The organism is Streptomyces sp. Xyl84 (genome assembly GCF_059731885.1).
This window is the reverse complement of sequence record NZ_AP029182.1, coordinates 1,869,921-1,895,922: the sequence shown is the minus strand read 5'-3', so window position 1 is coordinate 1,895,922 and position 26,002 is coordinate 1,869,921. Positions and strand designations below refer to the sequence as shown.

Sequence of the window (26,002 nt, the reverse complement as noted above, 5' to 3'; positions counted from 1 at the left end):
TCGGGAGAGTGACCGACGCCACGCTCCAGGGCCGTACGATGGCGCGGTGCTGGTCAAGTGGATTCGCTGCACCGTGGTGGACCGCCGGGGCTTCGAGCGGGGGCAGCGAAAGTGGGCGGGGCTTCTGGGAGAGCCGGGGTTTCGGGGGCAGGGGGGCGGCTGGAGCCGGGGGCGGGACGGGGTGGCCCACGTCTTCGCCTTCTGGGAGAGCCGCGCCTTCTACGACTCGTTCATGGCCCGCTCCCACGACCGGCTGGCGGCCGCCCAGTCCGGAACGTTCAAGGACGCGCAGATCCGGCTTTTCGATCACAGATTCGATGTGAAGACGGGGTTCCAGCCGCGCTTCACGGACGCCGACCTGGTCCGGGCCGCGCTCTGCAGGGTCCATGAGGAGCGCGCCGAGCACTTCACCCTGATGCAGGAGAAGGTGTGGAACCCGGCGATGGCCGGCTCGCCCGGCATGGTCCGGGGCCTGTTCGGTGAGGCACCGGGCAGCGAATTCCTCGTCCTGTCCATGTGGCAGTCCTCCGCCGAGCACGGCAAGTACCGCACCGAGCGTGTCGAGCGCCTGGCGCTGCGTGCTCAGACGGAGGCCGATGTGGCGTCCATGACGGGCGCCATCGTGGACCTGGAGCCCACCTGGACCGTGTGACCCGCGCGGGAGCCCGGACGCGCCCCCGACGGGCCATGACGCCTGGACGTGTGACCTACACCGTACGAGGGCCGCTCGATTCTCCGAACGGCCCTCGCCCGATCTAGTGTTTTGGCATGGCACGACCACGGCGCATCGTTCTTGTCCGGCACGGCGAGTCGACGGGCAATGTCGATGACTCCGTCTACGAGCGCGAGCCCGATCACGCGCTGGCGCTCACCGAGCGGGGCAGGCAGCAGGCCGAGGACACCGGCAAGGAACTGCGCGAACTGTTCGGACGCGAACGTGTGAGCGTGTACGTCTCCCCCTACCGCCGCACCCACGAGACCCTCCATGCCTTCCACCTGGACCCCGGCCTCATACGGGTGCGTGAGGAACCACGGCTGCGCGAGCAGGACTGGGGAAACTGGCAGGACCGCGACGACGTACGCCTCCAGAAGGCCTACCGGGACGCCTACGGCCACTTCTTCTACCGCTTCGCCCAGGGTGAGTCCGGCGCCGACGTCTACGACCGGGTCGGTGGCTTCCTGGAGAGCCTCTTCCGCAGCTTCGAAGCCCCCGACCACCCGCCCAACGTCCTCCTGGTGACCCACGGCCTGGCGATGCGCCTGTTCTGCATGAGGTGGTTCCACTGGACCGTCGCGGAGTTCGAGGCGCTGTCGAATCCGGGGAACGCCGAGATGCGGATGCTCGTTCTCGGTGACGACGGCAGGTACGCCATGGACCGGCCGTTCGAGCGGTGGCGGGACCCGGAACCGTACGGGATGACTGGATAGAGTGGCGAGCGATGACCTCAGACTCCTCTCCCGGCGGGCGCCTGGAGCGCGCCCTGGCCAGCACGCGCGGACTCGCGGTCGGGGACGCGCTGGGCTCACAGTTCTTCGTGCCGGCGAACTACCCCCTCCTTCACCGCCGTGAGCTGCCGCCCGGCCCCTGGCAGTGGACCGACGACACCGAGATGGCCTGCTCCGTGGTGGCCGTCCTCGTCGCCCACCACCGCATCGACCAGGACGCCCTGGCCGACTCCTTCGCCCGCCACCACGACGTCGACCGGGGGTACGGCCCCGCGGTGAACCGCCTGCTGCGTCTCGTCCGGGAGGGCGGGGACTGGCGGGAACTGGCCGCGGCCCTCTTCAACGGCCAGGGTTCCTGGGGCAACGGTGCCGCGATGCGGATCGCCCCGCTGGGCGCCTGGTACGCGGACGACCCGGAGCAGGCCACCCACCAGGCCGAGATCTCGGCGTACCCGACACATCAGCACCGCGAGGCCGTCGTGGGCGCCATGGCGGTCGCAGCGGCAGCCGCCCTGGCCGCGGCCCCTGACGGGCCGCCGCGCCCCGAAGCACTCCTGGACGGAGTCATCGCGCTGGTGCCCGCCCGCAGCGCCGTCGGCGCCGGGCTGCGCCGCGCCCGCGACATGCTCGACTACGGCGACGCGAGCACGGTCGCGGCCGTCCTCGGCTGCGGCCGGCGGACGACGGCCCACGACACGGTGCCCTTCGCGCTCTGGTCGGCCGCCCGGTGCCTAGGCGACTTCGAGGAGGCCTTCTGGAGGACGGCCCAGGCCGGCGGCGACGTGGACACCACCTGCGCCATCGTCGGCGGGGTGCTCGCCGGGGGCGGGGCGGGCAGTCCGCCCGCCGAATGGGTGCGCTCCACGGAGGCGCTGCCCGACTGGCTGCCCGTCCCGGCCTGATCCGCTTCCGTGCCCGCTGTGCCCGGCGGGACCCCTGGGGCAGCTCCGCTCCGTACCGCGTCCCGCGCTTCGCTGCGTGATTCACGAATGCGACCCGAGCCCGGTGGGGCGGATCCGCGGAGCCGCCGCCTGGGGGAGAATTGGTCACGCACCGTGTCGTGGTGACGCCGAAGCGGGCCGGTGAGGGCTGAGCGGCGCGGCCGACGCCCGTCTCCTCGCTGCCGCACCGGCTGCGCCGACCCGCGCGCGAAGGTGTGCATGAGTGAAGACAGCTGCCCGGGCCACGGGGTCTGCGGAAGCGCTGCGAGCGCCGGGGGAAACCGGGGTGTCGCATCGGGATCAGGGCGGCGTACGCTAAGGGCGCCATGCCGTACGAACCACCCACTCACACCGTCGAGCGCTCCCTTCGCGCAACGACCGGAGCCAAGGTCATCGCAGGTGTCGACGAGGTGGGGCGGGGTGCGTGGGCCGGTCCCGTCACCGTCTGCGCCGCGGTCACCGGACTGCGCCGGCCTCCTCTGGGGCTCACCGACTCCAAGCTGCTCACCGTCAAGCGGCGCACGGAACTCGCCGTGGAACTGGAGAAGTGGGTGACGGCGTACGCCCTCGGGCACGCCGCACCGGAGGAGATCGACGAGCTTGGGATGACGGCGGCACTGCGGCTCGCCGCCGTGCGCGCCCTGGAAGGACTGCCCGTCCGTCCTGACGCGGTCATCCTCGACGGGAAGCACGACTACCTCGGCGCTCCCTGGCGGGTTCGTACGGTCATCAAGGGTGACCGCTCGTGCGTGGCCGTCGCGGCGGCCTCGGTGATCGCCAAGGTGCACCGCGACAAAATGATGGCCGAACTGGGTGTCGACCATGCAGACTTCGGATTCGCGGCCAACGCCGGTTATCCGTCGCCTGTGCACAAGGCCGCGCTGGAGGAGCGGGGGCCCACCCCGTACCACCGGCTGTCGTGGGCGTATCTTGATGCGCTGCCGCGCTGGCAGCACCTCAAGAAGGCCCGGGTCTGGCTGGAGGGAAACGTTCCGCAGATCGAGGGCCAGCTCGGCTTCGACTTCTGACGGGCCGCTCGCCCGGATGTGCCCCCCGCCCACGCGGGCCGTACCAACGTTTGATAAATATCAGCTCATGCCTCTCATTCCCGAGGAGCCTCAGATTCACGAGAGTGCCCAGGGTCCCCGCGCCACTCCGGCCACCGGCCGCACCGCGCCGACCCCCCGTCCCGTACCCGGCCCCCGTCCCGCGGCTCCGTCGCGTCCCGGTCGTCCCGGCCCCGTGCGGCCCGCGCCGCCGGCGCAGCGTACGCCGCGGGACGTGGCCGCGACCAAGCCCGCCCCTTCGGGTCCGGCTGTCCCCGCCGCCTCGGCGGCTCCGCAGATCCAGCTGATCCCCGCCTCGGCCGAGGGTGCCCTCGACGCCGCCGAGGAAGCGGTCGACCTGCTCCTGGAGTCGGGTCGTGCCCCCGGGGAGGTGCTGGTGATCACCACCGGCGACCCGCACCCCTGGGCCGCCCACGAGTTGTCCTTCGGTGAACCGTCCTACTGGGCGCAGCACGACGCGGGCGACGACGTCTTCTACACGGACGCCGCCGGAACCTCGCGTGCCGCCTCCCGGCCGGTGGTCGTGGTCGCCGTCAACGGCGGCACCGCCGACGCCGTCGCCGCCGCCCTGCCGCTGGCCCACACCCGGGCCGGAGCGCTGCTGATCGTCTGCGGTGACCCGCAGCAGATCAACTCGGTACTGGGCGCAGGCGTCTGAGGGGTTCCCGGCAGCTCGGCCGGGGACTCCTGCCCGCCCGGTCCGGCCTGTCCGTCCGGCGCAGTGGGCGACAGCCGTCGTCGCGGAGCACCGCGCGACGGCTGTTTCGGCATGGGCGGTGGCCCGGGAGCGTCCGGCCGTCCTGCACGGTGGCGTCCCTCTGTGCGCCCGCGGCGCGGACGGGACGGCGCACTCCGGGCTCGGGTGCGGGCTGGTTGCAGTCGTGGACGTCCGTGCACGCCGGGCGGCGTGGAACGGTGCTGCCGGGGTTCGGCGCCGGTGTCAGCGGGCCGCTGCGCGGCGCAGCACCTCGGAGGCCGCGCCTCCGGTACGAGGTGACGGCGGCGGTGCCTCCGCCGTGCCGAGGGCTTCGGGCGTCGAGACGGCGCTCGGTCTGCGGCCACCTCGCCCCTCACCGAGGACCTGCCACCCGTCCCTGGTCAGCGTGATGTACGCCCCGCAGCGCAGCCCGTGCAAGGTGCAGGCGTCACGCAGTCCCCACATCCACGCGCCGTCCTCCTCCGTCCAACGCGCGTCGCCCTCGCGGCAGTAGAGCAGCACCGCGGTGCGTACCGGGGTACGGCGCCGCAGATCGTGCGGTACGACGCGGCGCAACTGGGCGAGCAGCGCGTTGCGGAACATCCAGCCGTCGGCGGGCGAGGGGCGGCGGATGAACGACGCGCTCGCCCGTAGCCGCTCGTCCGGGTCGAGGACCGCGACCACGGCGGTGGCCGGCCCCGGACGGTGCCGGGAGTGCAGTCCGCTGACGACTTCCCGGGGGTTGCGCAGCAGAGGAATGCCCGCGGCGGCCCACTCCGCGGGTTCGAGTACACGATGGGCCGAGGCGGCGGTCGTCGACAACGAGGCCGCCGAGGACGGAGCGAATCCGAAGGTCACGTTCCTCCCTTCGGCTACGCGCCCATACTGCGGGCGGGGTCGGATTCGGGGGAGCGCCCACCGCGGCGGAGCCCTACCCGGATCGGGCCGGGGCCGCGCGGGGAGCGGACTTCAATTCTTCCTGTCGAACTGGGTTGCGGCAACGAGCAATTGGGGTCACCGACCGTTATCAGATGACCCGTGCCTTATATCCCTACCCAGCGGTCGGCCCCGCGACGCCTTGAAGTGCACGGCCGGTCACGCCTCCACCGCCGGTGGGGAGCAGGTACCGCGCTTTCCACGGCACACACGCGCCACGGACCGTGACGAGCAGGGCCTGACACCCGGGACCCGGCCGCCGGACGGGAGCGGCCGCCGCCCGGCTGCCGCGACCGGCTCCGCTCAGCCCTGGACGGCGAGCACCAGAGGCAGCACTGCCTGGGCCCCCGCCTTTCTCAGCAGCCGGGCGGCGACCGCGAGGGTCCAGCCGGTCTCGGTGCAGTCGTCCACGAGGAGCACCGGCCCCGGACGGTCGACGAGTGCCGAGGCCAGCGAGGGCGGCACGGTGAGCGCACCGTCGAGGGCCTTGAGCCGCTGCGCACTGTTGCTGCGGGACACGGGACGCGCGTCCCCGGCGTATTCGACGGTGCCCAGCAGCGGCAGCCGGCCGACCTGGGAGATGTGCGCGCCCAGGGACTGGACGAGCCGGGGCCGGGTGCGCGAGGCGATGGTGACGACACCGACCGGGCGCGGCTGCGCGTCCGGCGCGCCCGTGGCCCAGCCACCCGGTGCCTTCGCCCAGTCGGCCAGCACGCCCACCACGGCCCGGGCCACGTCCTCCGGCAGGGGGCCGTCCGGCGCGTGGGGAGCGAGCATGGGCCGCAACCGGTTGCCCCAGCCGATGTCCGACAGACGTCCCAGTGCCCGCCCTTCAGAGGCCTGCTCGGCGGGCGGGATGCGCCCCTTGAGAGCGACACCGATCGCCGCGAGACCGGTCGGCCACATGCGCCGCGGTTCCACCTCCACCCCGGCCCGGCCCAGGTCCACGCGCGCGGCGTCCAGCGCCGAGGCCGAGGTGTCGGCGGTGAACCGGGCCCCCGCGCAGTTGTCGCAGCGGCCGCACGGCCTGGCGGTCTCGTCGTCGAGCCGGCGCTGCAGGAACTCCATCCGGCAGCCCGTCGTCGCCGCGTACTCGCGCATCGACTGCTGCTCCGCCGCCCGTTGCCGCGCGACCCAGTCGTAGCGCTCCGCGTCATAGGTCCACGGCAGGCCCGTCGAGATCCATCCGCCCTTGACCCGCTTGACCGCCCCGTCCACGTCGAGCACCTTGAGCATCGCCTCGAGGCGCGAACGGCGCAGCTCTACCAGCGGCTCAAGAGCCGGCAGCGACATCGGTCCCGGGGCGTGGGCGAGCACGTCGAGGGTCCTGCGCACCAGCTCCTCGGAGGGGAACGCGAGCGACGCGAAGTACTCCCAGATCGCCTCGTCCTCCTTGCCGGGCAGAAGGAGCACTTCCGCGTGCTCGACACCGCGGCCGGCCCGGCCCACCTGCTGGTAGTAGGCGATCGGCGACGACGGGGAACCGAGGTGCACGACGAAGCCCAGGTCCGGCTTGTCGAAGCCCATGCCGAGGGCCGAGGTGGCCACCAGGGCCTTGACCTTGTTCGCCAGCAGATCCTCCTCGGCCTGCTGCCGGTCGGCGTTCTCCGTCTTGCCGGTGTACGACGCCACGGCGTGCCCGCGGTGCCGCAGGAAGGCGGTGACCTCCTCGGCGGCGGCCACGGTGAGCGTGTAGATGATCCCGGAGCCGGGCAGCTCGTCGAGGTGGTCCGCCAGCCAGGCCATCCGGTGTGCGGCGTCCGGAAGCCGCAGCACGCCCATGCTCAGGCTCTCCCGGTCGAGGGGCCCGCGGAGCACCAGCGTGCCCGAGGCGTCACCCGTCCCCAGCTGCTCGGCGACGTCGGCGGTCACACGCGCGTTGGCGGTGGCGGTGGTGGCGAGCACCGGGACACCCGCCGGGAGTTCACCGAGCATGGTCCGAAGCCGCCGGTAGTCCGGGCGGAAGTCGTGCCCCCAGTCCGAGATGCAGTGGGCCTCGTCCACGACGAGCAGACCGGTGGCGGCGGCGAGCTTCGGCAGGACCTGGTCCCGGAAGTCGGGGTTGTTGAGCCGCTCCGGGCTGACCAGCAGGACATCGACCGCGCCCTGTGCGACCTCCGCCTGGACGGTGTCCCATTCCTCCGGGTTCGCGGAGTTGATCGTACGGGCGTGGATGCCGGCGCGGGCGGCGGCCTCGACCTGGTTGCGCATCAGCGCCAGCAGGGGGGAGACGATCACCGTGGGGCCGCTCCCGCGCGCCCGGAGCAGAGAGGTGGCCACGAAGTACACCGCGGACTTGCCCCAGCCGGTGCGCTGGACGACCAGGGCCCGGCGTCCCTCGGCGACCAGCGCCTCGATCGCCCGCCACTGGTCCTCGCGCAGCCGGGCCGTGCCCGTGCCGTCGCCGACGAGGCGGGCGAGGACCGCGTCGGCCGCCGCCCGGAGTTCCGCGTTGCTCGTGTGCTCCATGCGTCCCATACAACAGGACGGCACTGACAATCGGAGACAGCGGGACGGTGGCGGTCACCGGAGAGAGTGGGGGCCGCCGGGGCTCGGAGACAGCCGGACGAGGCAGGCTGTCCGCAGCGGCGGGGCCCCGGCCATGGGCCCGCGGCCGGGGCTTGCGCCGCCGTGTCCCCGCCGGGCTTGTCCACAGGGCGGTTATCCACAGGCAAAAGCGGAAGATTCAATTCCGCGAGATCGTCGGCGCATGACGAACCACAGCGAAACGACCGGACCCTTCGGAAACGGCCACATCACCTACGACGGACCGGGACCCGAACATCAGGTCACCCTGCGTACTCCGGCCGAGCTGGCCGACGCCCTCCCGTATCTGCTCGGCTACCGGCCGGACGACAGCATCGTTCTGGTCGCCCTGCACGACAAGGACGGCCGGGGCAGGTTCGGCGGCCGGGCCAGGCTCGGTATTCCGCCGAGCCGGGGCGACTGGCCCTCGGCGGCCCGGCAACTGGCCCACGGCCTGATCATGGGCAGCGAGCGCCGAGGCGCCAAACCGGAGCAGATGGTCGCCTTCCTCTGCCAGGAGCCCGCGAGCGGTGAGTCGCCGCGCGACGTCGTACGGCGGTTGCAGCCGCTGGCGCAGAAACTGCGCACCGAGTGCGGCCGCCTCGATGTCCCGGTGATCGAGGCCCTGTGCATCTCCGGGGGCCGCTTCTGGTCCTACTGCTGTCCGACCGACGGGTGCTGCCCCGACGAGGGATGGCCCATGGGGCTGCCCGGCACCTCGGTGCTGGCCGCCGCGGCGACGTACGCGGGCATCCAGGTGCGCGGCAGCCTGCGCGAGCTGCGGGCCAGGCTGCTTCCCTGGGAGACCCCTGCCGCACGGGCTCAGGAGACCGCGCTGGACAAGGCGGGCAGGGCCCTGGTGCCCAGGATCCTCGACGAGGCGAGCCGTGTCGCGGTGGCCGAGGAGACCCTCGACCTGGCCGAGCGGGTCCTGTGGCGGTTCGCCGAGGCGCCCGGCATCGCCGGCGCGCTCCCCTCCGACCTGCGCGACGACCGACTGCTGGAGGACGAGGAAGCGGCCTTCCTGATCCTCGGCCTGCAGGACCGGACGACGCGTGACCGGGCGGCCGAGTGGATGGAAGGGGAGGAAGCGGCTGCGGCGCTCCGTCTGTGGCGGGCACTGGCCCGCCGCTGCGTCGGCACCTACGGGGAGCATGCGGCCGCGCCGCTGACACTCGCCGGCTGGGTCGCCTGGTCCCTGGGCGACGACCTGGAGGCTCGCGAAGCCCTCGCCATGGCGCTCGGCGCGGACCCCGACTACCTCTTCGCCCGCCTGCTGCACCAGGCCTGCAACGAGGGTCTGGATCCGGAATCGGTCCGCCGCTGCCTGCGTGCGGAACGGGCGGGACGCGCGTGGCCGGCGGACGCGGAACCGGTCGGCGAGGACGCGGGACGGGACGCGGCTGCGCAGGCAGCGGCTGTCGAGGAAGCGGAGGGGACGGACGCCATGGCCCCGCAGGACGCAGCCGTCGTGGACACGGCAGCGGAAAGGGCGGGAGAGACGGAAGAAGCGGGGGAGGCGGGAGAGGCGGAAGACCCCGCGGACGCGGTCAGCGCGCGGAGGGCGGAGGAAGAGGAAGGGGCAGAAACCGGGGGCGGCCCGGTGCGGCCGTTGGTCACCGCCGGTGACAGCGGTCACTCACCGGCGGTGAAGGGCGAGTCGTCCGGACGCCGGCGCCGGCTGCGACACGACACACCCGTCCCGGACGGTGGCGGCGCGGAGGGGGCCCGCCCGGTCACCTCCCGCACCGACAGCGGTCACCCGCGCCCCGGGGCCTCCAGGGCGCCCGGACGCACCCGCCCACGCGCCGGGTCCCGGACCAAGGGGGACGTACACCGCCGCGGCGGGTGCCGGCCGACCGGCAAGCCCCGGGTCGACAGGCCCGAGGACGGCGTATGAACCCGCTCCGTTCGATCCAGAGGTGGTGGTTCAAGCTTTGCCCGGCGGCCCAGGGGAAGCCGGCCGGTCACCGGTCCGGTCACCGGCTGCCCGGTCCGCCCGGGAGACACGGTGAGCGCGAGGGGCGGGGCCGGCGCGGGAGGCGGGGCGAGCGGAAGGGGCCGGGCGGGCGCGGGATGCCCGCCAAGCGCGGGGAGCCGTGCCTGGACGGTCGGTCGGCTCCGCACCATGAGCCGGGCCACCGGCCTGCGGGCGACAGCGAACCGGGCGATCAGCCGACGGGCGCGGGAGGATGCGGTGGGGGACGGCGCGGCGCGGTCCGGCTCTCGTCGGCCGGAACGCCGCCACCGGCAGAAAGAGCGGCTCGCGTCGCGCAGGACGAGGACCGGCGGCCGGGCGTCGGCGACCCCGTCGGCCGGTGGGTTCCGTACAGCCGCCATTCGGTCGGCTTCCCCCGCCGCAGGCGTGACCCGGGACGGCTCCCCGGCGTTCACCTGAGTGGCGGAGCGCCCGGCCGGGCCACCCCGCCGCCGTTCCCAGGCCCCCTGCGGGCCGACGCCAGGCGCCCCGCCTGCCCGGGGCCCACAGAGCGCAGAGGAAGCCGTCCCATGCACCAGCCGACGCCGCCCTGCCCCACCGGCGACGCCCCCACCGGGGCCGTGCTCCCTTCCGAGACGTGGGCGGCCGGGCCGGCGTGGCGCGGGACGGCGGTCCGGGAGACACGCCTTGTCCCGTCCGTTCCCCCTTCTCCGCCCGCGCGCGTCGCCGCGCCCCTCAGTGGCGGCTCCAGGGTCGCGGCGCGGCAGCCGGCCGCCCGTCCTTCCGCCGAGCTGCCTCCCACCCACGACGCCCTGATCTGCGTCGCCCTCCCCGGGCTGGCGATCTCGACCGCCCAGGGGCAGCTGACCGGTCGCGGTCTGGAGGGCTTCTACCGCGCCGGCAAACGCCTGCTCTCCCGCTGCCAGGTCCGGGTCGCCGGTCGCGAACCGCTCGCCGTCCAGGCCCTGATGACCGCCGCGGACCGGGCCCGCTTCGTGGGCGTCCTGCGTGCTTCGCCGGGCACCGGGCCCGACCCCGACGTACTCGTGGAACGCGTGCGCGACGCGGACGGCACGGAACGGATCACCTTGCGCAGCACATCGCTCCGCCCACTGAGACTCCCCGTGGAGGTGGCCCTCGGGACGGACCTCGCCGACCTGGGCCAGATCGCCCGGGGCCGCGCGGGCGGCGAGCGGCCCGCGAGCGTGCGTGGCTCAGGTCTGCGCTGGTCCAGCGGGGCCACGAGCGCGTCGGTCACCGCGGACCCGCCACCCGCCGAAGCGCTGGCCTCCGCCGGCCTGCTGCGCTGGGAGTTCGAGCTGCCCCCGGGCGGCACGACGAGCGTGGAACTGCGGGTACGTCAGGACGGTGCGGGCCCGCTGCGGGCAGCGGGCCGCGCGGCGACGAGCCCACTGGCACCGGCGCGGGCCATGGGAGACACCCCGGGTGTCGCGGAACTGATGCGCGCCGGCATCGACGACCTGCACGCTCTCCTGCTGCGCGATCCCATGCACCCCGCGGACCTCCACCTCGCGGCAGGTACGCCCTGGCGTTCCGGTCTGGCCCCGGCCGAGGCGCTCGTCGCCGCCCGGATGGTGCTGCCGCTGGGCACCCGGCTCGCCGCGAGCACCCTGCGCACGCTGGCCCGCACCCAGCGGGCGGGCCCGGGGCCGCAGTCCGGCATGATCCCCGGTCCGCGGAGGGACGCCGGCCCGCACCTTCCGCCCGGGTGCACGGGCACGGAGGCGACCCTGCTCTTCCCCGTGGTCCTCGCGGAAGCCCGCCGATGGGGCCTTCCGGAACAGGAGACGGAGGAGCTGCTGCCGGCGGCCGTGGACTGCCTGACCTGGTTGCGCACCGCCGTGGGTGAGGGCACGTACCTGTGCGATCCGCTGCCCGGACGGCCCGTGCGCTGCGAGATCCAGGCGTACGCCCACCGAGCGGCAGTGCTCGGCGCCGACCTGCTCGATGCGTTCGACCGGCCGGGCGCCGCCGAGCTGCGGCAGTGGGCAGGGCAGCTGCGCACGGCGTTCCGCACCGGTTTCTGGGTCGAGGACCGCGGCGGCGGCAGACCCGCCGCGGGCAAGACTGCCGACGGGCGGCTTCTGACCCACCTCGACGCTTCCGCCGTGCATCTCCTCGACACGGGGCTGGCGGGCGGTGGCGAGCAGGCGCCCGGACTGCTCGACAAGGCGCAGACCGGCCAGCTCGCCCGGTTGCTCGGCGGACCGGCGATGGACTCGGGCTGGGGGGTGCGGGGGCTGGCCGCCAAGGAGGCGGGCTTCAACCCTTTCGGGCATCGTGCGGGCGCGGTACGGGTGGCGGAGACGGCGGTCGCCGTGGCGGGTCTGGCGGCCGCCGGACACGAGACGGAGGCGGGGGCGCTCCTGCGGGGCGTCCTGGCGGCGGCCCAGGCCTTCGGGCACCGACTGCCCGAGATGTTCGCCGGAGAGCAGCGTACGGACGGCAGTGCGCCCGTGCCGCATCCGGCGGCCTGCCGGCCCTCGGCCACGGCGGCCGCCGCCGCGGTCCTGCTGCTGACCTCGCTCGCGGGCATCCGGCCCGACGCCCCTGCCAGGTCGGTCACCCTGCGGCCGGTGCGGGCCGCGCCGCTCGGGGAGATCGGCTTCACGGGGCTGCGGGTGGCCGGAGCGCCCTTCTCGGTGCGCGTCAGCAGGCTCGGCATGGCTCTGGTGGAGGAGGCGGCCGAAGGGCTGCAACTGGGTGCTTGACCTCGTACGGGCCAGAGGGGCGACGACAGGCTTGACCTCGTACGAGTCACGCGTGCGACGGGGCGCTCGGCCTCGCACGCCACGGACTGCGACGAGGGGCTTGACCTCGTGCGACACGGGGCTGCGACCTGGCGGGGGCAGCCGTGGGGCCCGGGGTGGAAGCCCGCGCAGCGGTCGACGCTGCGACCGACGAAGGGAGTGTTTATCGTCAGGCAGACGACTATGATCACCGCATGCCCTACGACCCGTCAGCCTTTCCGCCCTTCGCCGTCACCGTGGACCTGGTCGTGCTGACCGTGCGCCATCACTCCCTGTGCGCGCTGGCGGTGCGCAGGGCGGAGCCGCCGTTCCAGGGGCGGTGGGCGCTTCCCGGGGGCTTCGTACGGGAGGACGAGGACCTGGCGCAGGCCGCGGCACGCGAACTGGAGGAGGAAGCCGGCCTGCGCGCCCACGACCCCGCCGCGCCCGTCCAGGACAACGGCGCCCACCTTGAGCAGCTCGCGACCTACGGGGACCCGGAGCGTGACCCGAGGATGCGCGTCGTGAGTGTGGCCCACCTCGCCCTCGCGCCGGATCTGCCCGCGCCCCGGGCGGGCGGCGACGCCGGGGACGCGCGGTGGGCACCCGTGGAGGAACTGCTGCAGCAGGGCGGTTACGGCCGCGACGGCGAACCGGTGGCCCCGCTCGCCTTCGACCACGCCCAGATCCTGGCCGACGGGGTGGAGCGGGCGCGCTCCAAGATCGAGTACTCATCGCTGGCGACCGCTTTCTGCCCGCCCGAATTCACCGTCGGCGAACTGCGCCGCGTCTACGAGGCGGTGTGGGGCGTGGCGCTCGACCCACGCAACTTCCACCGCAAGGTGACGGGCACAGTGGGCTTTCTCGTTCCGACGGGAGGCACGACCACGCGGCAGGGCGGCCGGCCGGCGCAGCTCTTCCGGGCCGGTGGCGCCACTTTGCTCAACCCGCCCATGCTGCGGCCCGAGGTCTGATTCCCCGTCCTCGTGCGCGCAGTGCGAAGGCGCCGTTTCCCGCGGTCCGGGAAAAACGAGGGAGCGGGCGGGGCGACGGTGGGTGCGGAACGCGCCTCGCGAACCCGAGAACCCCGAAAAAAGGGACATAACGCGCTATCTTGCTGCGGGTGATCCAGGCCTTCGGACTGACCAGCGACTCCCGCAAGGGCATTCCGCCCGCCGTCGACGACGTGTCCTTCGAAGCGCGCGCGGGGCGCGTCACCGCGCTCCTGGGGACTGCGGGCGCGGGCAAGACGACGACGCTCAGACTCATGCTCGAACTCCAACAGGGCCGAGGCATCACCTACTTCAAGGGCCGTCCTCTGCACCGCATCGCCCACCCGGCGCGTGAGGTCGGTGTCCTTCTGGGCGATGTACCCGGTCACCCCTCCCGCACCGTCCGGGGCCACCTGCGCATGCTGTGCGCGGCGGCGGGACTTCCCGCCCGGCGGGCCGACGAGGTTCTCGAGGCCGTCGGACTCGTCAGTTTCCGGGAGGAACACCTGGGCACGCTGTCCCGGGGCATGGACCGGAGGCTGGGTCTGGCCTGCGTCCTGCTGACCGATCCGCACACGCTGGTGCTCGACAGCCCCACCCGCGGACTCGCCGCGCGGGAGGGCCGTTGGCTGCACGGGATGCTGAGGGCCCACGCGGACCGGGGCGGCACGGTTCTGTTCGCCACGGACGACCCCAAGGAGGCCGCGCGCACGGCCGACCGTGTCGTCACGCTGGAACGCGGCACCGTCGTGGCCGACCAGGAGGCCGAGGACTTCGGACGCCACCGACTGCGTCCGCGGGTCGCCGTCCGCACCCCGCACGCGGCCCGTCTCGCGGCACTGCTGGCCAAGGAAGCCCGCACCGCGCACCGCTCCGTCGAGGTCGTACGGGAGAACGGCAATCGCCTCTCCGTCTACGGCAGTACGTGTGCCGATGTCGGTGAGACCGCGTTCCGTCACGGCATCCTCGTCCACCAACTCGCCGACGAGATCGGCGACATGGGAGCCGGGGCCGGGGGCGGGGCGGGGGCGGAACAGCAGGCCGCCGGGCGGACGGTGGGTGAGGAGCGCCGGAGTCCGGCGACCGACGCGGCGGCGGACCGGCGGCCGGCGCCTGCCGCCGCCCGTGCCGGACGCGCCCCCGGCGAAGCGGCCGGCGCGGCGAGCGGGAGCGCGCGGGGCACGACGGACGCCGGCGGCGTGTTCGCCGCTGCCGCGCCGGCGGAGGGGCCCGGCTCCGCGACAGCCGAGGGAAAGCCCGCCGCCGGTGCCCGCGACAACGGACTCCCGGACGGATACGGGGAACGAGCCGTGACCGCGACGCGCGCAGCGGCATCCGGCGCCGCGACGATGGTGGTGAGAGACACGGCGGGCACGGCGGGCACGGCGGGTGCGGACACGGCGGACGCCGCGTCCGCACCGTCCGGGGCCGTCTCCGTGGCCGGGCGTGCCGACAGTGCGACGCAGGCCGTACCCGCCGACGGCGCGCCCCCGACGGCGCACGCGCACAGCGGCCCGGCGGTGCGGACACGGACCCGCTCAGGGGCAGGAAGTCCAGTCCTCGGCCGCGAGGGCGCGGACCCGGCGCCTGCCGACGGCTGCGACAACGCCCCCGGGACCGCCCGCCCCGGCGAAGCCCCGCCCGCAGGGGTCCGTCACGGCAGCGAATCCCGTCCCCACCGCCCGGGCGGCGTCCCCGCGCCGGAAGGCGCCCCGCACGAGCCCGGCGGCAGGGAGGCCCGGGACCACCTCCCCCCGGCCGCCGCACGGCCTTCCGTGCGGCGACGCCCCGCCCCGCACCAGGAAGGGGCACGGCGCCCCCGGCCGGGAGAAACGGGGACCGGCCCCTCGGACACCACGGCGTCCCCGGGCCGTGCCGCAGCCCAGCCGACCGGTGCCGCCACCGCGACGGCGCAGCCCTCGATCCCCACACCGCGTCCGGCGGAGGGCGTCAGACCGGACGCCTCGGCGCCCCTGCCCCCTCCCATCTCCGTCCGTGCGGGCGCCGGCCCCCTGCGTCCCGTGCGCTACGAACTGCGCCGTGCCCTCGGCATCGGCACCGGGTTCGCCATCTGTGCCGCCGTGCTCGTCGTCTCCGCGCTGACCGCACTGGTCGTGGGGCGGATCGGGCACACGCCCCAGCCCCGGCTGCTGGCGGCATGGCCGCAGCAGTTCCCGCTGCCGCCGGCCGCGCTCGGCGCGGGGCTGATCGGCGCGCTCGCCTTCGGCGACGAGTTCCGCCATCCCGCGCTGGCGGCGGACCGGGGCACCGTCCCCCGCCGCCTGGGACTGCTCGCCGCGAAGCTCCTCGTCACCACGGCCGCCGCCCTGCTGCTGGCCTTCCTCACGGTCGGCTGCGACGCCGAGGTGCTCTATGCCGTGTACGGACGGGAACTCACCCAGGTACCCGGCGACTGGCTTGCACCGACCGCGAGTTGGGCCGGCCTCGTGGTCGGCTGCGGCTGGGCCGGGGTGCTCGCCGCGGGGCTGTTCCGGTCCACCACCGCCGGTCTCGCCGCGGTCCTCGCCGTACCGGTCGCCGTCGCACCCCTCGTGCGCCAGGCCCTGGGAGGAACGAACGGGGACGCGGCCGGTCTGCCCGCACGGTTGCGCGAAACGCTCCTGTTGTCGTGGCCCTTCGGGGGCGACCGCTACGTCGCCGCCGCGGCCCGCGTGATCGCCCAACCTGTGGGTGGCGCCCTCACGTTGTCGCTGGCCACGCTGGTGGGCGGGTACCTGATGACGACTCTGCGGAGCAGGATGAGGTGACCACCGTTCGTACTCTTTCGATCGCGCACCGTGCGCAATTCCTCGCGGAAAGCACAATTCTTTCCGATAAGGCGTCAATTGCGACGGAGTGAGCGATCACCCTTTCGTGTGCTTTTCACCAAAGACCTCAAGGGAGTTGGAGGCAGCGCCGACAAAGGATCCGTGAGTACCCTTGCGCACACCATGATGACCGCCGCCCGCTCCTCAGACTCCGGTCTTGCCGGCCCGGGCGAACTCGACCGCTACCCCTACGCCGAGGCGCCTGTCCCCGACCGCGTCGCGAGCCCTGCCTGGGAGACCGCGGACCCCGAGCTGGGACGCGTCGGCCGACGGGCCGCGGGCAGCCGCGGGCGCGGCCTGCACGGCCAACTCGTCCAGCAGCTCGGTCAGATGATCGTCTCCGGGGACCTGGGCGCCGACCGCCCGCTGGTCCCCGAGGAGATCGGCCAGCGCTTCGAGGTCTCCCGCACCGTCGTCCGTGAGTCGCTCCGTGTGCTGGAGGCCAAGGGCCTGGTCAGTGCGCGACCGAACGTCGGCACCCGCGTGCGTCCGGTCAGCGACTGGAACCTCCTTGACCCGGACATCATCGAGTGGCGGGCCTTCGGGCCGCAGCGCGACGACCAGCGCCGTGAGCTGAGCGAACTGCGCTGGACGATCGAGCCGCTCGCGGCGCGGCTCGCCGCGGGTCACGGTCGCGAAGACGTCCAGCAGCGCCTGTCCGACATGGTCGAGATCATGGGGCACGCGCTGGCGCAGGGGGACGCGCTGACCTTCTCCCGCGCGGACGCGGAGTTCCACTCGCTGCTCATCCAGGTCGCGGGCAACCGGATGCTGGAGCATCTCGCCGGAATCGTCTCGGCCGCCCTCCAGGTGTCCGGCGGCCCGGTCACGGGCTGTGAGCGCCCGAACGAGGCGTCCGTCGCCCAGCACGCCCGGATCGTCGACGCGCTCGCGGCCGCCGACGGTGCGGCGGCGGAGGCGGCCATGCGCCAGCTGCTGACGGTGCACCCCGAGATCGAGCGCGTGGTGCCGGCGCCGCGCGAGCACTGAGCCGTGGGTGCCGCTCCGGGCGCGGGCGGACGGCCGGAGCCGTGCCGCCCTCCCACGGGGCCGCCCGGTCCGCGGCCCGCTCACCCCGCCGCCCGTCGCCCCGCCGTTCGCGTGCGGCGCCGCCCGGCCGGTGAGCGGCTCCTCGGCGGACCCTGCCGGATCCTCCGCGCACTCGGCGGGGTCCGCGGTGAAGACCGGGGTCTCCCCCCGGTGGCGGGCGAGACAGCGCCACACTCTTCTATCCGCTTCTGACCGTTTTTGAGCGCTTACGGGGTGTGACTCGGGCCACGCGGATTGGGCGTAACGCTCGTGGAAACAACGCGATGACCTAAGAGGTGACAGCCGCGGAGGGAATACGGACGCCGTTCATGGCGCTGTGCATCTTCCCGGCCCCCGCCCGCGCCGTCGGCCCATCCCCAGGCCGGTGGTCGGCTCCTGTCCACTCGTGGACGGGGCCGGAAGCCGTTTTCCAACGTTCCGAGAGGTTGTTCGTGTCGGCCAGCACATCCCGTACGCTCCCGCCGGAGATCGCCGAGTCCGTCTCTGTCATGGCGCTCATTGAGCGGGGAAAGGCTGAGGGGCAGATCGCCGGCGACGATGTGCGTCGGGCCTTCGAAGCTGACCAGATCCCGGCCACTCAGTGGAAGAACGTACTGCGCAGCCTCAACCAGATCCTCGAGGAAGAGGGTGTGACGCTGATGGTCAGTGCCGCGGAGCCCAACAAGCGCACCCGGAAGAGCGTCGCAGCGAAGAGCCCGGTCAAGCGCACCGCCACCAAGACGGTCGCGGCCAAGACGGTGACCACCAGGAAGGCCACCGCCACCGCCACCCCGGCGGCGGCGCCTGCCGTCGACACGCCGGGCGAGGACGACGCGCCCGCCAAGAAGGCCGCCGCCAAGAAGACGACCGCCGCCGCGAAGAAGACGGCGGCCAAGAAGACCACCGCCGCCGCGAAGAAGACGGCGGCGAAGAAGACCGGTGCCAAGAAGGACGACGCCGAGCTTCTCGAGGACGAGGTGCTCGAGGACCCGAAGGGCGCCGAGGAGCCGGAGGGCACCGAGAGCGCCGGTTTCGTGCTCTCCGACGAGGACGAGGACGACGCCCCCGCCCAGCAGGTGGCGGCGGCCGGTGCCACCGCCGACCCGGTCAAGGACTACCTCAAGCAGATCGGCAAGGTCCCCCTGCTCAACGCCGAGCAGGAGGTCGAGCTGGCCAAGCGCATCGAGGCGGGCCTGTTCGCCGAGGACAAGCTGGCCAACGCCGACAAACTGGCGCCGAAGCTCAAGCGCGAGCTGGAGATCATCGCCGAGGACGGCCGCCGGGCCAAGAACCACCTCCTGGAGGCCAACCTCCGTCTGGTGGTCTCGCTGGCCAAGCGCTACACCGGTCGCGGCATGCTCTTCCTGGACCTCATCCAGGAGGGCAACCTCGGTCTGATCCGCGCGGTCGAGAAGTTCGACTACACCAAGGGCTACAAGTTCTCCACGTACGCCACCTGGTGGATCCGTCAGGCGATCACCCGCGCGATGGCCGACCAGGCCCGCACCATCCGTATCCCGGTGCACATGGTCGAGGTCATCAACAAGCTCGCGCGTGTGCAGCGCCAGATGCTCCAGGACCTGGGTCGCGAGCCCACCCCGGAGGAGCTGGCCAAGGAACTCGACATGACCCCGGAGAAGGTCATCGAGGTCCAGAAGTACGGCCGCGAGCCCATCTCCCTGCACACCCCGCTGGGCGAGGACGGCGACAGCGAGTTCGGTGACCTCATCGAGGACTCCGAAGCGGTCGTCCCGGCCGACGCGGTCAGCTTCACGCTCCTGCAGGAGCAGTTGCACTCGGTGCTCGACACCCTGTCCGAGCGTGAGGCGGGCGTCGTCTCCATGCGCTTCGGTCTCACCGACGGCCAGCCCAAGACCCTCGACGAGATCGGCAAGGTCTACGGCGTCACGCGTGAGCGGATCCGTCAGATCGAGTCCAAGACCATGTCGAAGCTGCGTCACCCGTCCCGTTCGCAGGTGCTGCGCGACTACCTCGACTAGGCACAGCCGTACGCCGGCGAAGGCCCGGTTCCCCGAGGGGGCCGGGCCTTCGTGCTGCGGTGTGTCCCGCTCTGCCCGACTCTGGGTGTCCGACGATCATCCCAGAGTGAGGAGTGCGCATGCGATGCCGTATTGCCCGGGCACTGGCCGGGCCGCTGGTCCTGGCGGCCGCGGGGGCCGCGATACCGCTGGTGGACGCGGCCCCCGCGGCCGCCGACGGCGTTGTCGTGGGGGGTTTTCCCGTCGACGTGTCGCAGAGCCCGTGGACCGTGGCCCTGGCCAGCCGTGACCGGTTCGGAGGTACCCGGGCGGGGCAGTTCTGCGGAGCCGTGGCCGTCGCCCGCACCACCGTGCTGACCGCCGCCCACTGTCTGGCCGGTGAGGTGGTCGGCGCACCACCGACACGCGATCTGAAAGTCATCGAGGGGCGTACGGACCTGCTCTCCGCCGAGGGCAGGGAGATCCGTGTACGAGAGACCTGGGTCAATCCGCGCTACGACGTCATGACGAACTCGGGGGACTTCGCGGTGCTCACCCTGGCCGAGCCGCTGCCGCAGCGGGCGGTCATTCCCATGGCGGGCGTGGGCGACCCGGCGTACACGCCGGGCACGAGCGCTCTCGTCTACGGCTGGGGGGACACGACCGGAGGCGCCGCGTACCCGCACGGCCTGCATGCCGCGCGGGTGCACGTCCTGCCCGACGCCCAGTGCCGGCGGGCGTATCCCGGCAATGCCGAGGGGACGTACGCGCCGGAGACGATGCTGTGCGCGGGGGAGAGCACGGGCGGCCGCGACGCCTGCCAGGGCGACAGCGGCGGTCCGCTGGTGGCCGAGGGGCGCCTCATCGGGCTCGTGTCGTGGGGGAACGGCTGCGGCCGGGCGGGGAGCCCCGGCGTCTACACGCGGGTGTCGGCCGTGGTGCGGGCGCTGCGCGAGGCCCGCGGGTCCAGGGCGCTGCCCGGGGCGGCCGGAGAGGGCTGATGGGGCTCGACGGGGACAATGACGGGCGGCCGCTCCTGTGGGTCAGGAGCGGCCGCCCGTTCGCCGGCCTGTGCCGGTGCTGGCTCGTCGTGCGAGATGGTCAGCGCTCGGTCAGCGCTCTTCCTCGGACGCGTTGGAGGGCACGGAGGTGAGGCGCTCCGTCTCGTCCTGTATCTCAGCGGCGATCTTCTTGAGTTCCGGCTCGAACTTGCGACCGTGGTGGGCGCAGAAGAGCAGTTCTCCGCCGCTCAGCAGGACGACGCGCAGGTAAGCCTGGGCGCCGCAGCGGTCGCAGCGATCAGCGGCCGTCAGCGGGCTCGCGGGGGTCAGAACAGTAGTCACGTCGCCTCTTCTCTAGCTCGACGAGCTGTCGTACCAGGGTCAACATCCAACCAGCCCCAAACGTTCCCGCTCGCGGCTTTTCCTCGAAAAATCTTTCCGAGGCGGCTGTCCGTTGCCGGTTTGGCGGCGAATGTGCCGTATTACGTTTCTGTGTGTCTTACGGGTTCGCGCTGTCGGTCATGGTCGGTCCTCCCGGCCGGCTTGCCGGTTGTTCATGAGGACGTGCCCGGAGCCTAAATGGTTCATGCCTCGAAGGGAACGTGATATGTGCTTCACTCCATCGAGGGATCGAACGTACATGCGATCGTCGACTAGTCTGGGTCGCTGCCGAGGGTTGCGTTACAAGGGCTCTACCAGGCCTCGGTACCCTCTGAGCGGCAACCGAAGCCGCGCCCTTACCCACGAGGGCCTCACCTGAAATTCAGCGAGGAGCGAACCGCGTGACCGCCGATACGTCCGTGCCGTCCACAGCTCTGCTGGCAGGAGCAGACCGTGACGGCTCCAACTACACCGCGCGGCACCTGCTCGTCCTCGAGGGGCTCGAGGCCGTGCGCAAGCGCCCCGGCATGTACATCGGATCGACCGACAGCCGCGGTCTGATGCACTGCCTGTGGGAGATCATCGACAACTCCGTGGACGAGGCCCTCGCCGGCGTCTGCGACCACATCGAGGTCGTCCTGCACGACGACGGCTCCGTGGAGGTCCGGGACAACGGCCGCGGCATCCCGGTCGACGTCGAGCCCAGGACCGGCCTGTCCGGCGTCGAGGTCGTCATGACCAAGCTGCACGCCGGCGGCAAGTTCGGCGGTGGCTCCTACGCCGCCTCCGGCGGTCTGCACGGCGTCGGCGCCTCCGTCGTCAACGCGCTCTCCGCCCGGCTGGACGTCGAGGTCGACCGCGGTGGCCACACGCACGCCATCAGCTTCCGGCGCGGCGTGCCCGGCGCGTTCACGGGCAACGGTCCCGAGGCCAAGTTCGAGGCCGGCAGCGGTCTGCGCAAGGCCAAGAAAATCCCCAAGGCGCGGACCGGCACGCGCGTGCGCTACTGGGCCGACCGCCAGATCTTCCTCAAGGACGCGAAGCTCTCCCTGGAGAATCTGCACCAGCGCGCCCGGCAGACGGCTTTCCTGGTGCCCGGCCTGACCATCGTGGTCCGTGACGAGTACGGCCTCGGCGAGGGCGGCAGCAAGGGCGAGGAGTCCTTCCGCTTCGACGGCGGCATCAGCGAGTTCTGCGAGTACCTGGCGAGCGACAGGCCGGTGTGCGACGTGCTCCGCTTCAGCGGGCAGGGCTCCTTCAAGGAAACGGTTCCCGTCCTCGACGACCACGGCCAGATGACACCCACGGAGGTCACCCGTGATCTCGGCGTGGACGTCGCCCTGCGCTGGGGAACCGGCTACGACACCACCCTGCGCTCGTTCGTCAACATCATCGCCACGCCCAAGGGCGGCACCCACGTCGCCGGTTTCGAGCAGGCCGTCACCAAGACGATGAACGAGGTGCTGCGGGCCAAGAAGATGCTGCGCGTCGCCGAGGACGACATCGTCAAGGACGACGCCCTGGAGGGCCTCACCGCGGTCGTCACGGTCCGGCTCGCGGAGCCGCAGTTCGAGGGCCAGACCAAGGAGGTCCTCGGCACCTCGGCGGCCCGCCGCATCGTGAACAACGTGATCACCAGGGAGCTCAAGGCGTTCCTGACCTCCACCAAGCGGGACGCCGCCCAGCAGGCCCGTGTGATCATGGAGAAGGCCGTCGCCGCCGCCCGGACCCGGATCGCGGCCCGCCAGCACAAGGACGCCCAGCGCCGCAAGACGGCCCTGGAGTCATCCTCCCTGCCGGCCAAGCTCGCCGACTGCCGCAGCGACGACGTGGACCGCAGCGAACTGTTCATCGTCGAGGGCGACTCTGCGCTCGGTACCGCCAAGCTCGCCCGGAACTCCGAGTTCCAGGCGCTGCTGCCGATCCGCGGCAAGATCCTCAACGTCCAGAAGTCGTCCGTCACGGACATGCTGAAGAACGCCGAGTGCGGCGCGATCATCCAGGTGATAGGGGCAGGCTCGGGCCGCACCTTCGACCTGGACGCGGCACGCTACGGCAAGATCATCATGATGACCGACGCGGACGTGGACGGCTCCCACATCCGCACCCTGCTCCTGACCCTGTTCCACCGCTACATGCGGCCCATGGTCGAGGCCGGCCGGGTGTTCGCGGCGGTGCCGCCGCTGCACCGCATCGAGCTGATCCAGCCGAAGAAGGGCCAGGACAAGTACGTCTACACGTACTCGGACCGCGAACTGCGCGACAAGCTCCTGGAGTTCCAAAGCAAGAACATCCGGTACAAGGACTCGATCCAGCGGTACAAGGGCCTCGGTGAGATGGACGCCGACCAGTTGGCCGAGACCACCATGGACCCGCGCCATCGCACCCTGCGCCGGATCAACCTCTCCGATCTGGAGGCCGCGGAAGGGGTGTTCGACCTCCTGATGGGCAACGACGTGGCACCTCGCAAGGAGTTCATCGCCAGCTCGGCGGCGACACTCGACCGCTCGCGCATCGACGCGTAGCGGCCGGCGGACCGGGCGGCCGCGGGGCCGGCCCGGGCAGGGACACCGGGCCTGCCCGGGCCGGTCCTCGTGGAGCGCCTGACTCCGGAGGGCCGGAACTCTGTCGCGAGAGCCGGTCTGGACCGGTGCGCGGCGGAGGAACCCGCTCACCACCGACCTGCTCCGCCACCGGCCGGCCCGGTCGGTGGCGGACGGAGAGGCGTCGGCCGGCCTGGTCGTGGGTGGGCGGGCAGGCGACAGCCGGGCGATGCGTGGCGGACGGGCAGGTGCCGACCGGCCCGGCCGTGGGCGGGGCCGGGGACGGAAGAGCGTCAGCCGGGCCGATGTGCGGCGGGCGGGCGGGCATGGGCCGGTTCACTTGATGTGCGGCGGACCGGCTCCGGTCTCCGTCCGCGGGGTCGAGCCGCGCCGGCTGCCGGGGCGCCGGTACGGCGCGGGTGCGCAGGGCTCTGCCACCCGCCGTCTCTCCACCCGTGGGTGGAGTCGGCGGCGGTGTGGGATCCACCCGTGATCCACCCGTGCTCCGATCACTCCGCCCGCGGATTTCCGTAGCGTCGAAGGCGTCGACGGTTCTCGCCGTCGGGCTCCCCTTCCCGCTCATGGAGGCTCTGATGTCCGGGCTCGTCAATGTGCTGGTGATCGTCGCCGTCGCCGCCGTCGTGATCACGAGGCAGTTCGGCGCACGCCGGCTCGATGCCGACCGGCGCTGGTGGCTCCTGCCCGCGATCCTGGCGGTGGTCGCGCTGCGCGACCCCGGTCTGATCGACGCCCACCACCGCACCGCGGCCTCATTGCTGCTCGCGGCCGAACTGGTCATCGGGCTCGGGATCGGGGCCGGATGGGCCTGGACCACCCGTATATGGGCGGAGCCGGACGGCACGGTGTGGACCAAGAGCACCAGGGCGAGCATGGCCGTCTGGGCCGGGGGCATCATCCTGCGTGCCGGCCTGTTCGGGTGGGGCGCGCTGCTCGGCCTGCACCAGGGGAGCCCGGCCCTCATGCTCGCCCTGGCCGCCACGCTGCTGGTTCGCTCGGGTGTCCTCGTCCAGAGGACGCGGGCCCTCGCCCCGGCGGACGGCCGGCTCCCGGCGTACGGTGGCGGCAGCCCCCGACCCGCGTGGAAGGAGCGCGTGTGACGGAGAACGTCTGGACGCGCTGGCCCTCTCCGGAGGCGCTGGGACGCGTCGGAATCTCCCGGCCCCGGCGCCTCCTGGGGTGGGGCGCGCGGATCCTGATGGCCGCCGTCCTGCTGTGGAGCACCTTCCGCAGCAGTCACGTCCATCTCTGGGGTGCGTTGGGCGGGGCCGTCGGTGTCGTCGTGGTGGCGGCCGCGGGCTGGGGTTTCTTCCGGACCACGTTCGCGCACCGGCTCGCGCCGTCGCTGGGGCTCTTCGCCGTTCTCCTCGGCATGGCGGCCGCCGCTCAGGCGGCGGGCTTCCATGTGCCCGCCCTCGTCATCTGGTGCGCCTGCGCGATCGCCGCGCTGGAGAGGCTGCCGCTCGCGGTGGCCACGCCCCTGACCGGTGTCGCTCTCACCGCGTTCGCTCTCGCCGACGACGACCGGTGGCTCACCACCGCCGTCACGGCGGCGGGCCTGGCGCTCGCGGGCTACGTCCTGCGTCTCGACGCCGAAGCCCGTGGCAACGCCCAGCGGCTGCTCGCCCAGGAGCGGGCCGCGCGGGTGGCGGAGGCGGAGTCTGCGGCGCTGGGGGAGCGGGCGAGGATCGCCCGGGAGATCCACGACGTGCTGGCGCACAGCCTCTCGGCGCAGCTCGTGCACCTGGAGGCGGCCCGGCTCCTCATCGAGCGGGGAGCGGAGCGCGACCAGATCCTGGAGCGGGTGGTCGCCGCCCGGGGAATGGCCCGCGACGGTCTCGAGGAGACCCGGCAGGCCCTGTCCGCGCTGCGCGGGGAGCTGACGCCGCTGGAGGACTTCCTCAACCAGCTCGTGGCGGCGACCGACGGTGCGGAGGTCACCGTCTCGGGTGATCGCAGACAGCTGCCCGCCGAGGCGTCGCAGGCGGTGCGCCGGGTCGCGCAGGAGGCCCTGACCAACGTCCGCAAGCATGCTCCGGGGGCCAAGGTCCGGCTCCGGCTGGACTACGGAGAGCACCAGGTGATGCTGGACGTGCGGGACTCGGGCGGCCCGCCGGGCGACCTGAGCGGGGCCGGCGGCGGGTACGGTCTGCTGGGCATGCGGGAGCGGGCCGAGCTGCTGGGCGGCTCGCTGGAGGCCGGCCCGCGCGAGGAGGGGTTCGTGGTGACGCTGAAGGTGCCGGTATGAGCGACGAGGCCGGGAGGAAACCGGCGCGGGTGGTGGTGGCCGACGACCAGACGGTGGTGCGCGAAGGCATCGTGATGCTGCTGGGGCTGCTCCCGGGCATCGAGGTGGTGGGGTCCGCGGGCGACGGGGACGAGGCGGTGAAGCTCGTCGCGGAGGTGGCTCCGGACGTGGTGCTGATGGACCTGCGGATGCCCCGCTGCGACGGCGTCGAGGCCACCCGGCGGATCAGGTCGCAGTACCCGGGGACCCAGGTGGTGATCCTCACGACGTACGCGGACGACGAGTCGCTGTTTCCCGCTCTCAGGGCGGGAGCGCGGGGCTATCTGACCAAGGACGCGGGGGGCGACGAGATCGTCCGGGCCGTGGAGAGCGTGCTGTCGGGGGACGCGGGGCTGTCGCCCGGTATCCAGCGGCGGCTGCTGGAGCGGCTGTCCGAGTCCGACCACCGGCAGGCGCATCCCTCCGAGCCGCCGGACGGGCTCACCGGCCGGGAGTGCGAGGTGCTGGTGCTGATCGCCGAGGGGCTGAGCAACCAGGAGATCGCGCGCCGGCTGCATGTCTCCACCGCCACCGTGAAGACGCACATCAACAACCTCTTCGCCAAGACGGGCCTCAAGGACCGGGCGCAGGCGGTGCGGTACGCGTACGCGAAGGGGCTGGCGCGGCCGCCGGCGAGCTGAG

General features: G+C 73.0%; 19 protein-coding genes. 16 read left to right on the top strand and 3 right to left on the bottom strand.

What is annotated here, in order from left to right:
* Positions 1-46: 46 nt before the first annotated feature.
* The 5 genes from AC6I72_RS08060 (at position 47) to AC6I72_RS08040 (ending at position 4,112) form a co-directional block, all read left to right on the top strand.
* Positions 47-652, top strand: a complete 606-nt coding sequence (locus AC6I72_RS08060) for a YdbC family protein (protein WP_498000181.1) — start codon at positions 47-49, stop codon at positions 650-652.
* Positions 653-768: 116 nt separating this feature from the next.
* The gene (locus AC6I72_RS08055) at positions 769-1,428 is read left to right on the top strand and encodes a histidine phosphatase family protein (RefSeq protein ID WP_498000180.1); all 660 of its coding nucleotides are present in this window, start codon (positions 769-771) and stop codon (positions 1,426-1,428) included.
* Positions 1,429-1,439: 11 nt separating this feature from the next.
* Complete coding sequence (locus AC6I72_RS08050; RefSeq protein ID WP_498000179.1) at positions 1,440-2,348, top strand: ADP-ribosylglycohydrolase family protein; 909 nt, start codon at positions 1,440-1,442, stop codon at positions 2,346-2,348.
* A gap of 365 nt (positions 2,349-2,713) precedes the next feature.
* Entirely contained in the window at positions 2,714-3,415 is a 702-nt protein-coding gene (rnhB, locus tag AC6I72_RS08045; protein ID WP_498000178.1) for a ribonuclease HII, read from the top strand.
* Positions 3,416-3,482: 67 nt separating this feature from the next.
* Positions 3,483-4,112, top strand: a complete 630-nt coding sequence (locus AC6I72_RS08040) for a hypothetical protein (RefSeq protein WP_498000177.1) — start codon at positions 3,483-3,485, stop codon at positions 4,110-4,112.
* 282 nt (positions 4,113-4,394) lie between these two features.
* On the opposite strand, the gene AC6I72_RS08035 is transcribed toward AC6I72_RS08040, so the two are convergent.
* The gene (locus AC6I72_RS08035; protein ID WP_498000176.1) at positions 4,395-5,009 is read right to left on the bottom strand and encodes a hypothetical protein; all 615 of its coding nucleotides are present in this window, start codon (positions 5,007-5,009) and stop codon (positions 4,395-4,397) included.
* Positions 5,010-5,390: 381 nt separating this feature from the next.
* Positions 5,391-7,556, bottom strand: coding sequence for a RecQ family ATP-dependent DNA helicase (locus AC6I72_RS08030; protein WP_498000175.1), 2,166 nt, complete (start codon positions 7,554-7,556; stop codon positions 5,391-5,393).
* Between the two features lie 241 nt (positions 7,557-7,797).
* Between AC6I72_RS08030 and AC6I72_RS08025 the strand changes: the two genes are divergently transcribed.
* The 7 genes from AC6I72_RS08025 (at position 7,798) to AC6I72_RS07995 (ending at position 20,131) form a co-directional block, all read left to right on the top strand.
* The gene (locus AC6I72_RS08025) at positions 7,798-9,513 is read left to right on the top strand and encodes a DUF4192 domain-containing protein (RefSeq protein ID WP_498000174.1); all 1,716 of its coding nucleotides are present in this window, start codon (positions 7,798-7,800) and stop codon (positions 9,511-9,513) included.
* Between the two features lie 608 nt (positions 9,514-10,121).
* On the top strand, positions 10,122-12,284 hold the full coding sequence (locus tag AC6I72_RS08020; RefSeq protein ID WP_498000173.1) for an amylo-alpha-1,6-glucosidase: 2,163 nt from the start codon (positions 10,122-10,124) through the stop codon (positions 12,282-12,284).
* A gap of 233 nt (positions 12,285-12,517) precedes the next feature.
* Entirely contained in the window at positions 12,518-13,276 is a 759-nt protein-coding gene (locus AC6I72_RS08015; protein WP_498000172.1) for an NUDIX hydrolase, read from the top strand.
* Positions 13,277-13,425: 149 nt separating this feature from the next.
* Complete coding sequence (locus tag AC6I72_RS08010) at positions 13,426-16,062, top strand: ABC transporter ATP-binding protein (RefSeq protein WP_498000171.1); 2,637 nt, start codon at positions 13,426-13,428, stop codon at positions 16,060-16,062.
* A gap of 162 nt (positions 16,063-16,224) precedes the next feature.
* On the top strand, positions 16,225-17,112 hold the full coding sequence (locus AC6I72_RS08005; protein WP_498000170.1) for a FadR/GntR family transcriptional regulator: 888 nt from the start codon (positions 16,225-16,227) through the stop codon (positions 17,110-17,112).
* Positions 17,113-17,603: 491 nt separating this feature from the next.
* Positions 17,604-19,151 carry an RNA polymerase sigma factor gene (locus AC6I72_RS08000; protein ID WP_498000169.1) on the top strand — a complete coding sequence of 516 codons (1,548 nt, stop codon included), beginning with the start codon at positions 17,604-17,606 and terminating at the stop codon, positions 19,149-19,151.
* Between the two features lie 119 nt (positions 19,152-19,270).
* Positions 19,271-20,131, top strand: coding sequence for a S1 family peptidase (locus AC6I72_RS07995; protein WP_498000168.1), 861 nt, complete (start codon positions 19,271-19,273; stop codon positions 20,129-20,131).
* Positions 20,132-20,242: 111 nt separating this feature from the next.
* On the opposite strand, the gene AC6I72_RS07990 is transcribed toward AC6I72_RS07995, so the two are convergent.
* Positions 20,243-20,473: a DUF7455 domain-containing protein gene (locus tag AC6I72_RS07990; RefSeq protein WP_366728339.1), complete on the bottom strand. Its 231-nt coding sequence runs from the start codon at positions 20,471-20,473 to the stop codon at positions 20,243-20,245.
* 440 nt (positions 20,474-20,913) lie between these two features.
* Here AC6I72_RS07990 and AC6I72_RS07985 point away from each other — a divergent pair, with 440 nt between their 5' ends.
* The 4 genes from AC6I72_RS07985 to AC6I72_RS07970 all read left to right on the top strand — a co-directional run bounded on the left by AC6I72_RS07985 (position 20,914) and on the right by AC6I72_RS07970 (position 26,001).
* On the top strand, positions 20,914-23,037 hold the full coding sequence (locus AC6I72_RS07985) for a DNA gyrase/topoisomerase IV subunit B (protein ID WP_498000167.1): 2,124 nt from the start codon (positions 20,914-20,916) through the stop codon (positions 23,035-23,037).
* 611 nt (positions 23,038-23,648) lie between these two features.
* Positions 23,649-24,173, top strand: coding sequence for a DUF1453 domain-containing protein (locus AC6I72_RS07980; protein ID WP_498000166.1), 525 nt, complete (start codon positions 23,649-23,651; stop codon positions 24,171-24,173).
* Positions 24,170-25,321, top strand: coding sequence for a sensor histidine kinase (locus AC6I72_RS07975; RefSeq protein WP_498000165.1), 1,152 nt, complete (start codon positions 24,170-24,172; stop codon positions 25,319-25,321). Before AC6I72_RS07980 ends, AC6I72_RS07975 begins: the two co-directional genes overlap by 4 nt.
* Complete coding sequence (locus AC6I72_RS07970; protein ID WP_498000164.1) at positions 25,318-26,001, top strand: response regulator transcription factor; 684 nt, start codon at positions 25,318-25,320, stop codon at positions 25,999-26,001. Before AC6I72_RS07975 ends, AC6I72_RS07970 begins: the two co-directional genes overlap by 4 nt.
* Position 26,002 lies beyond the last annotated feature (1 nt).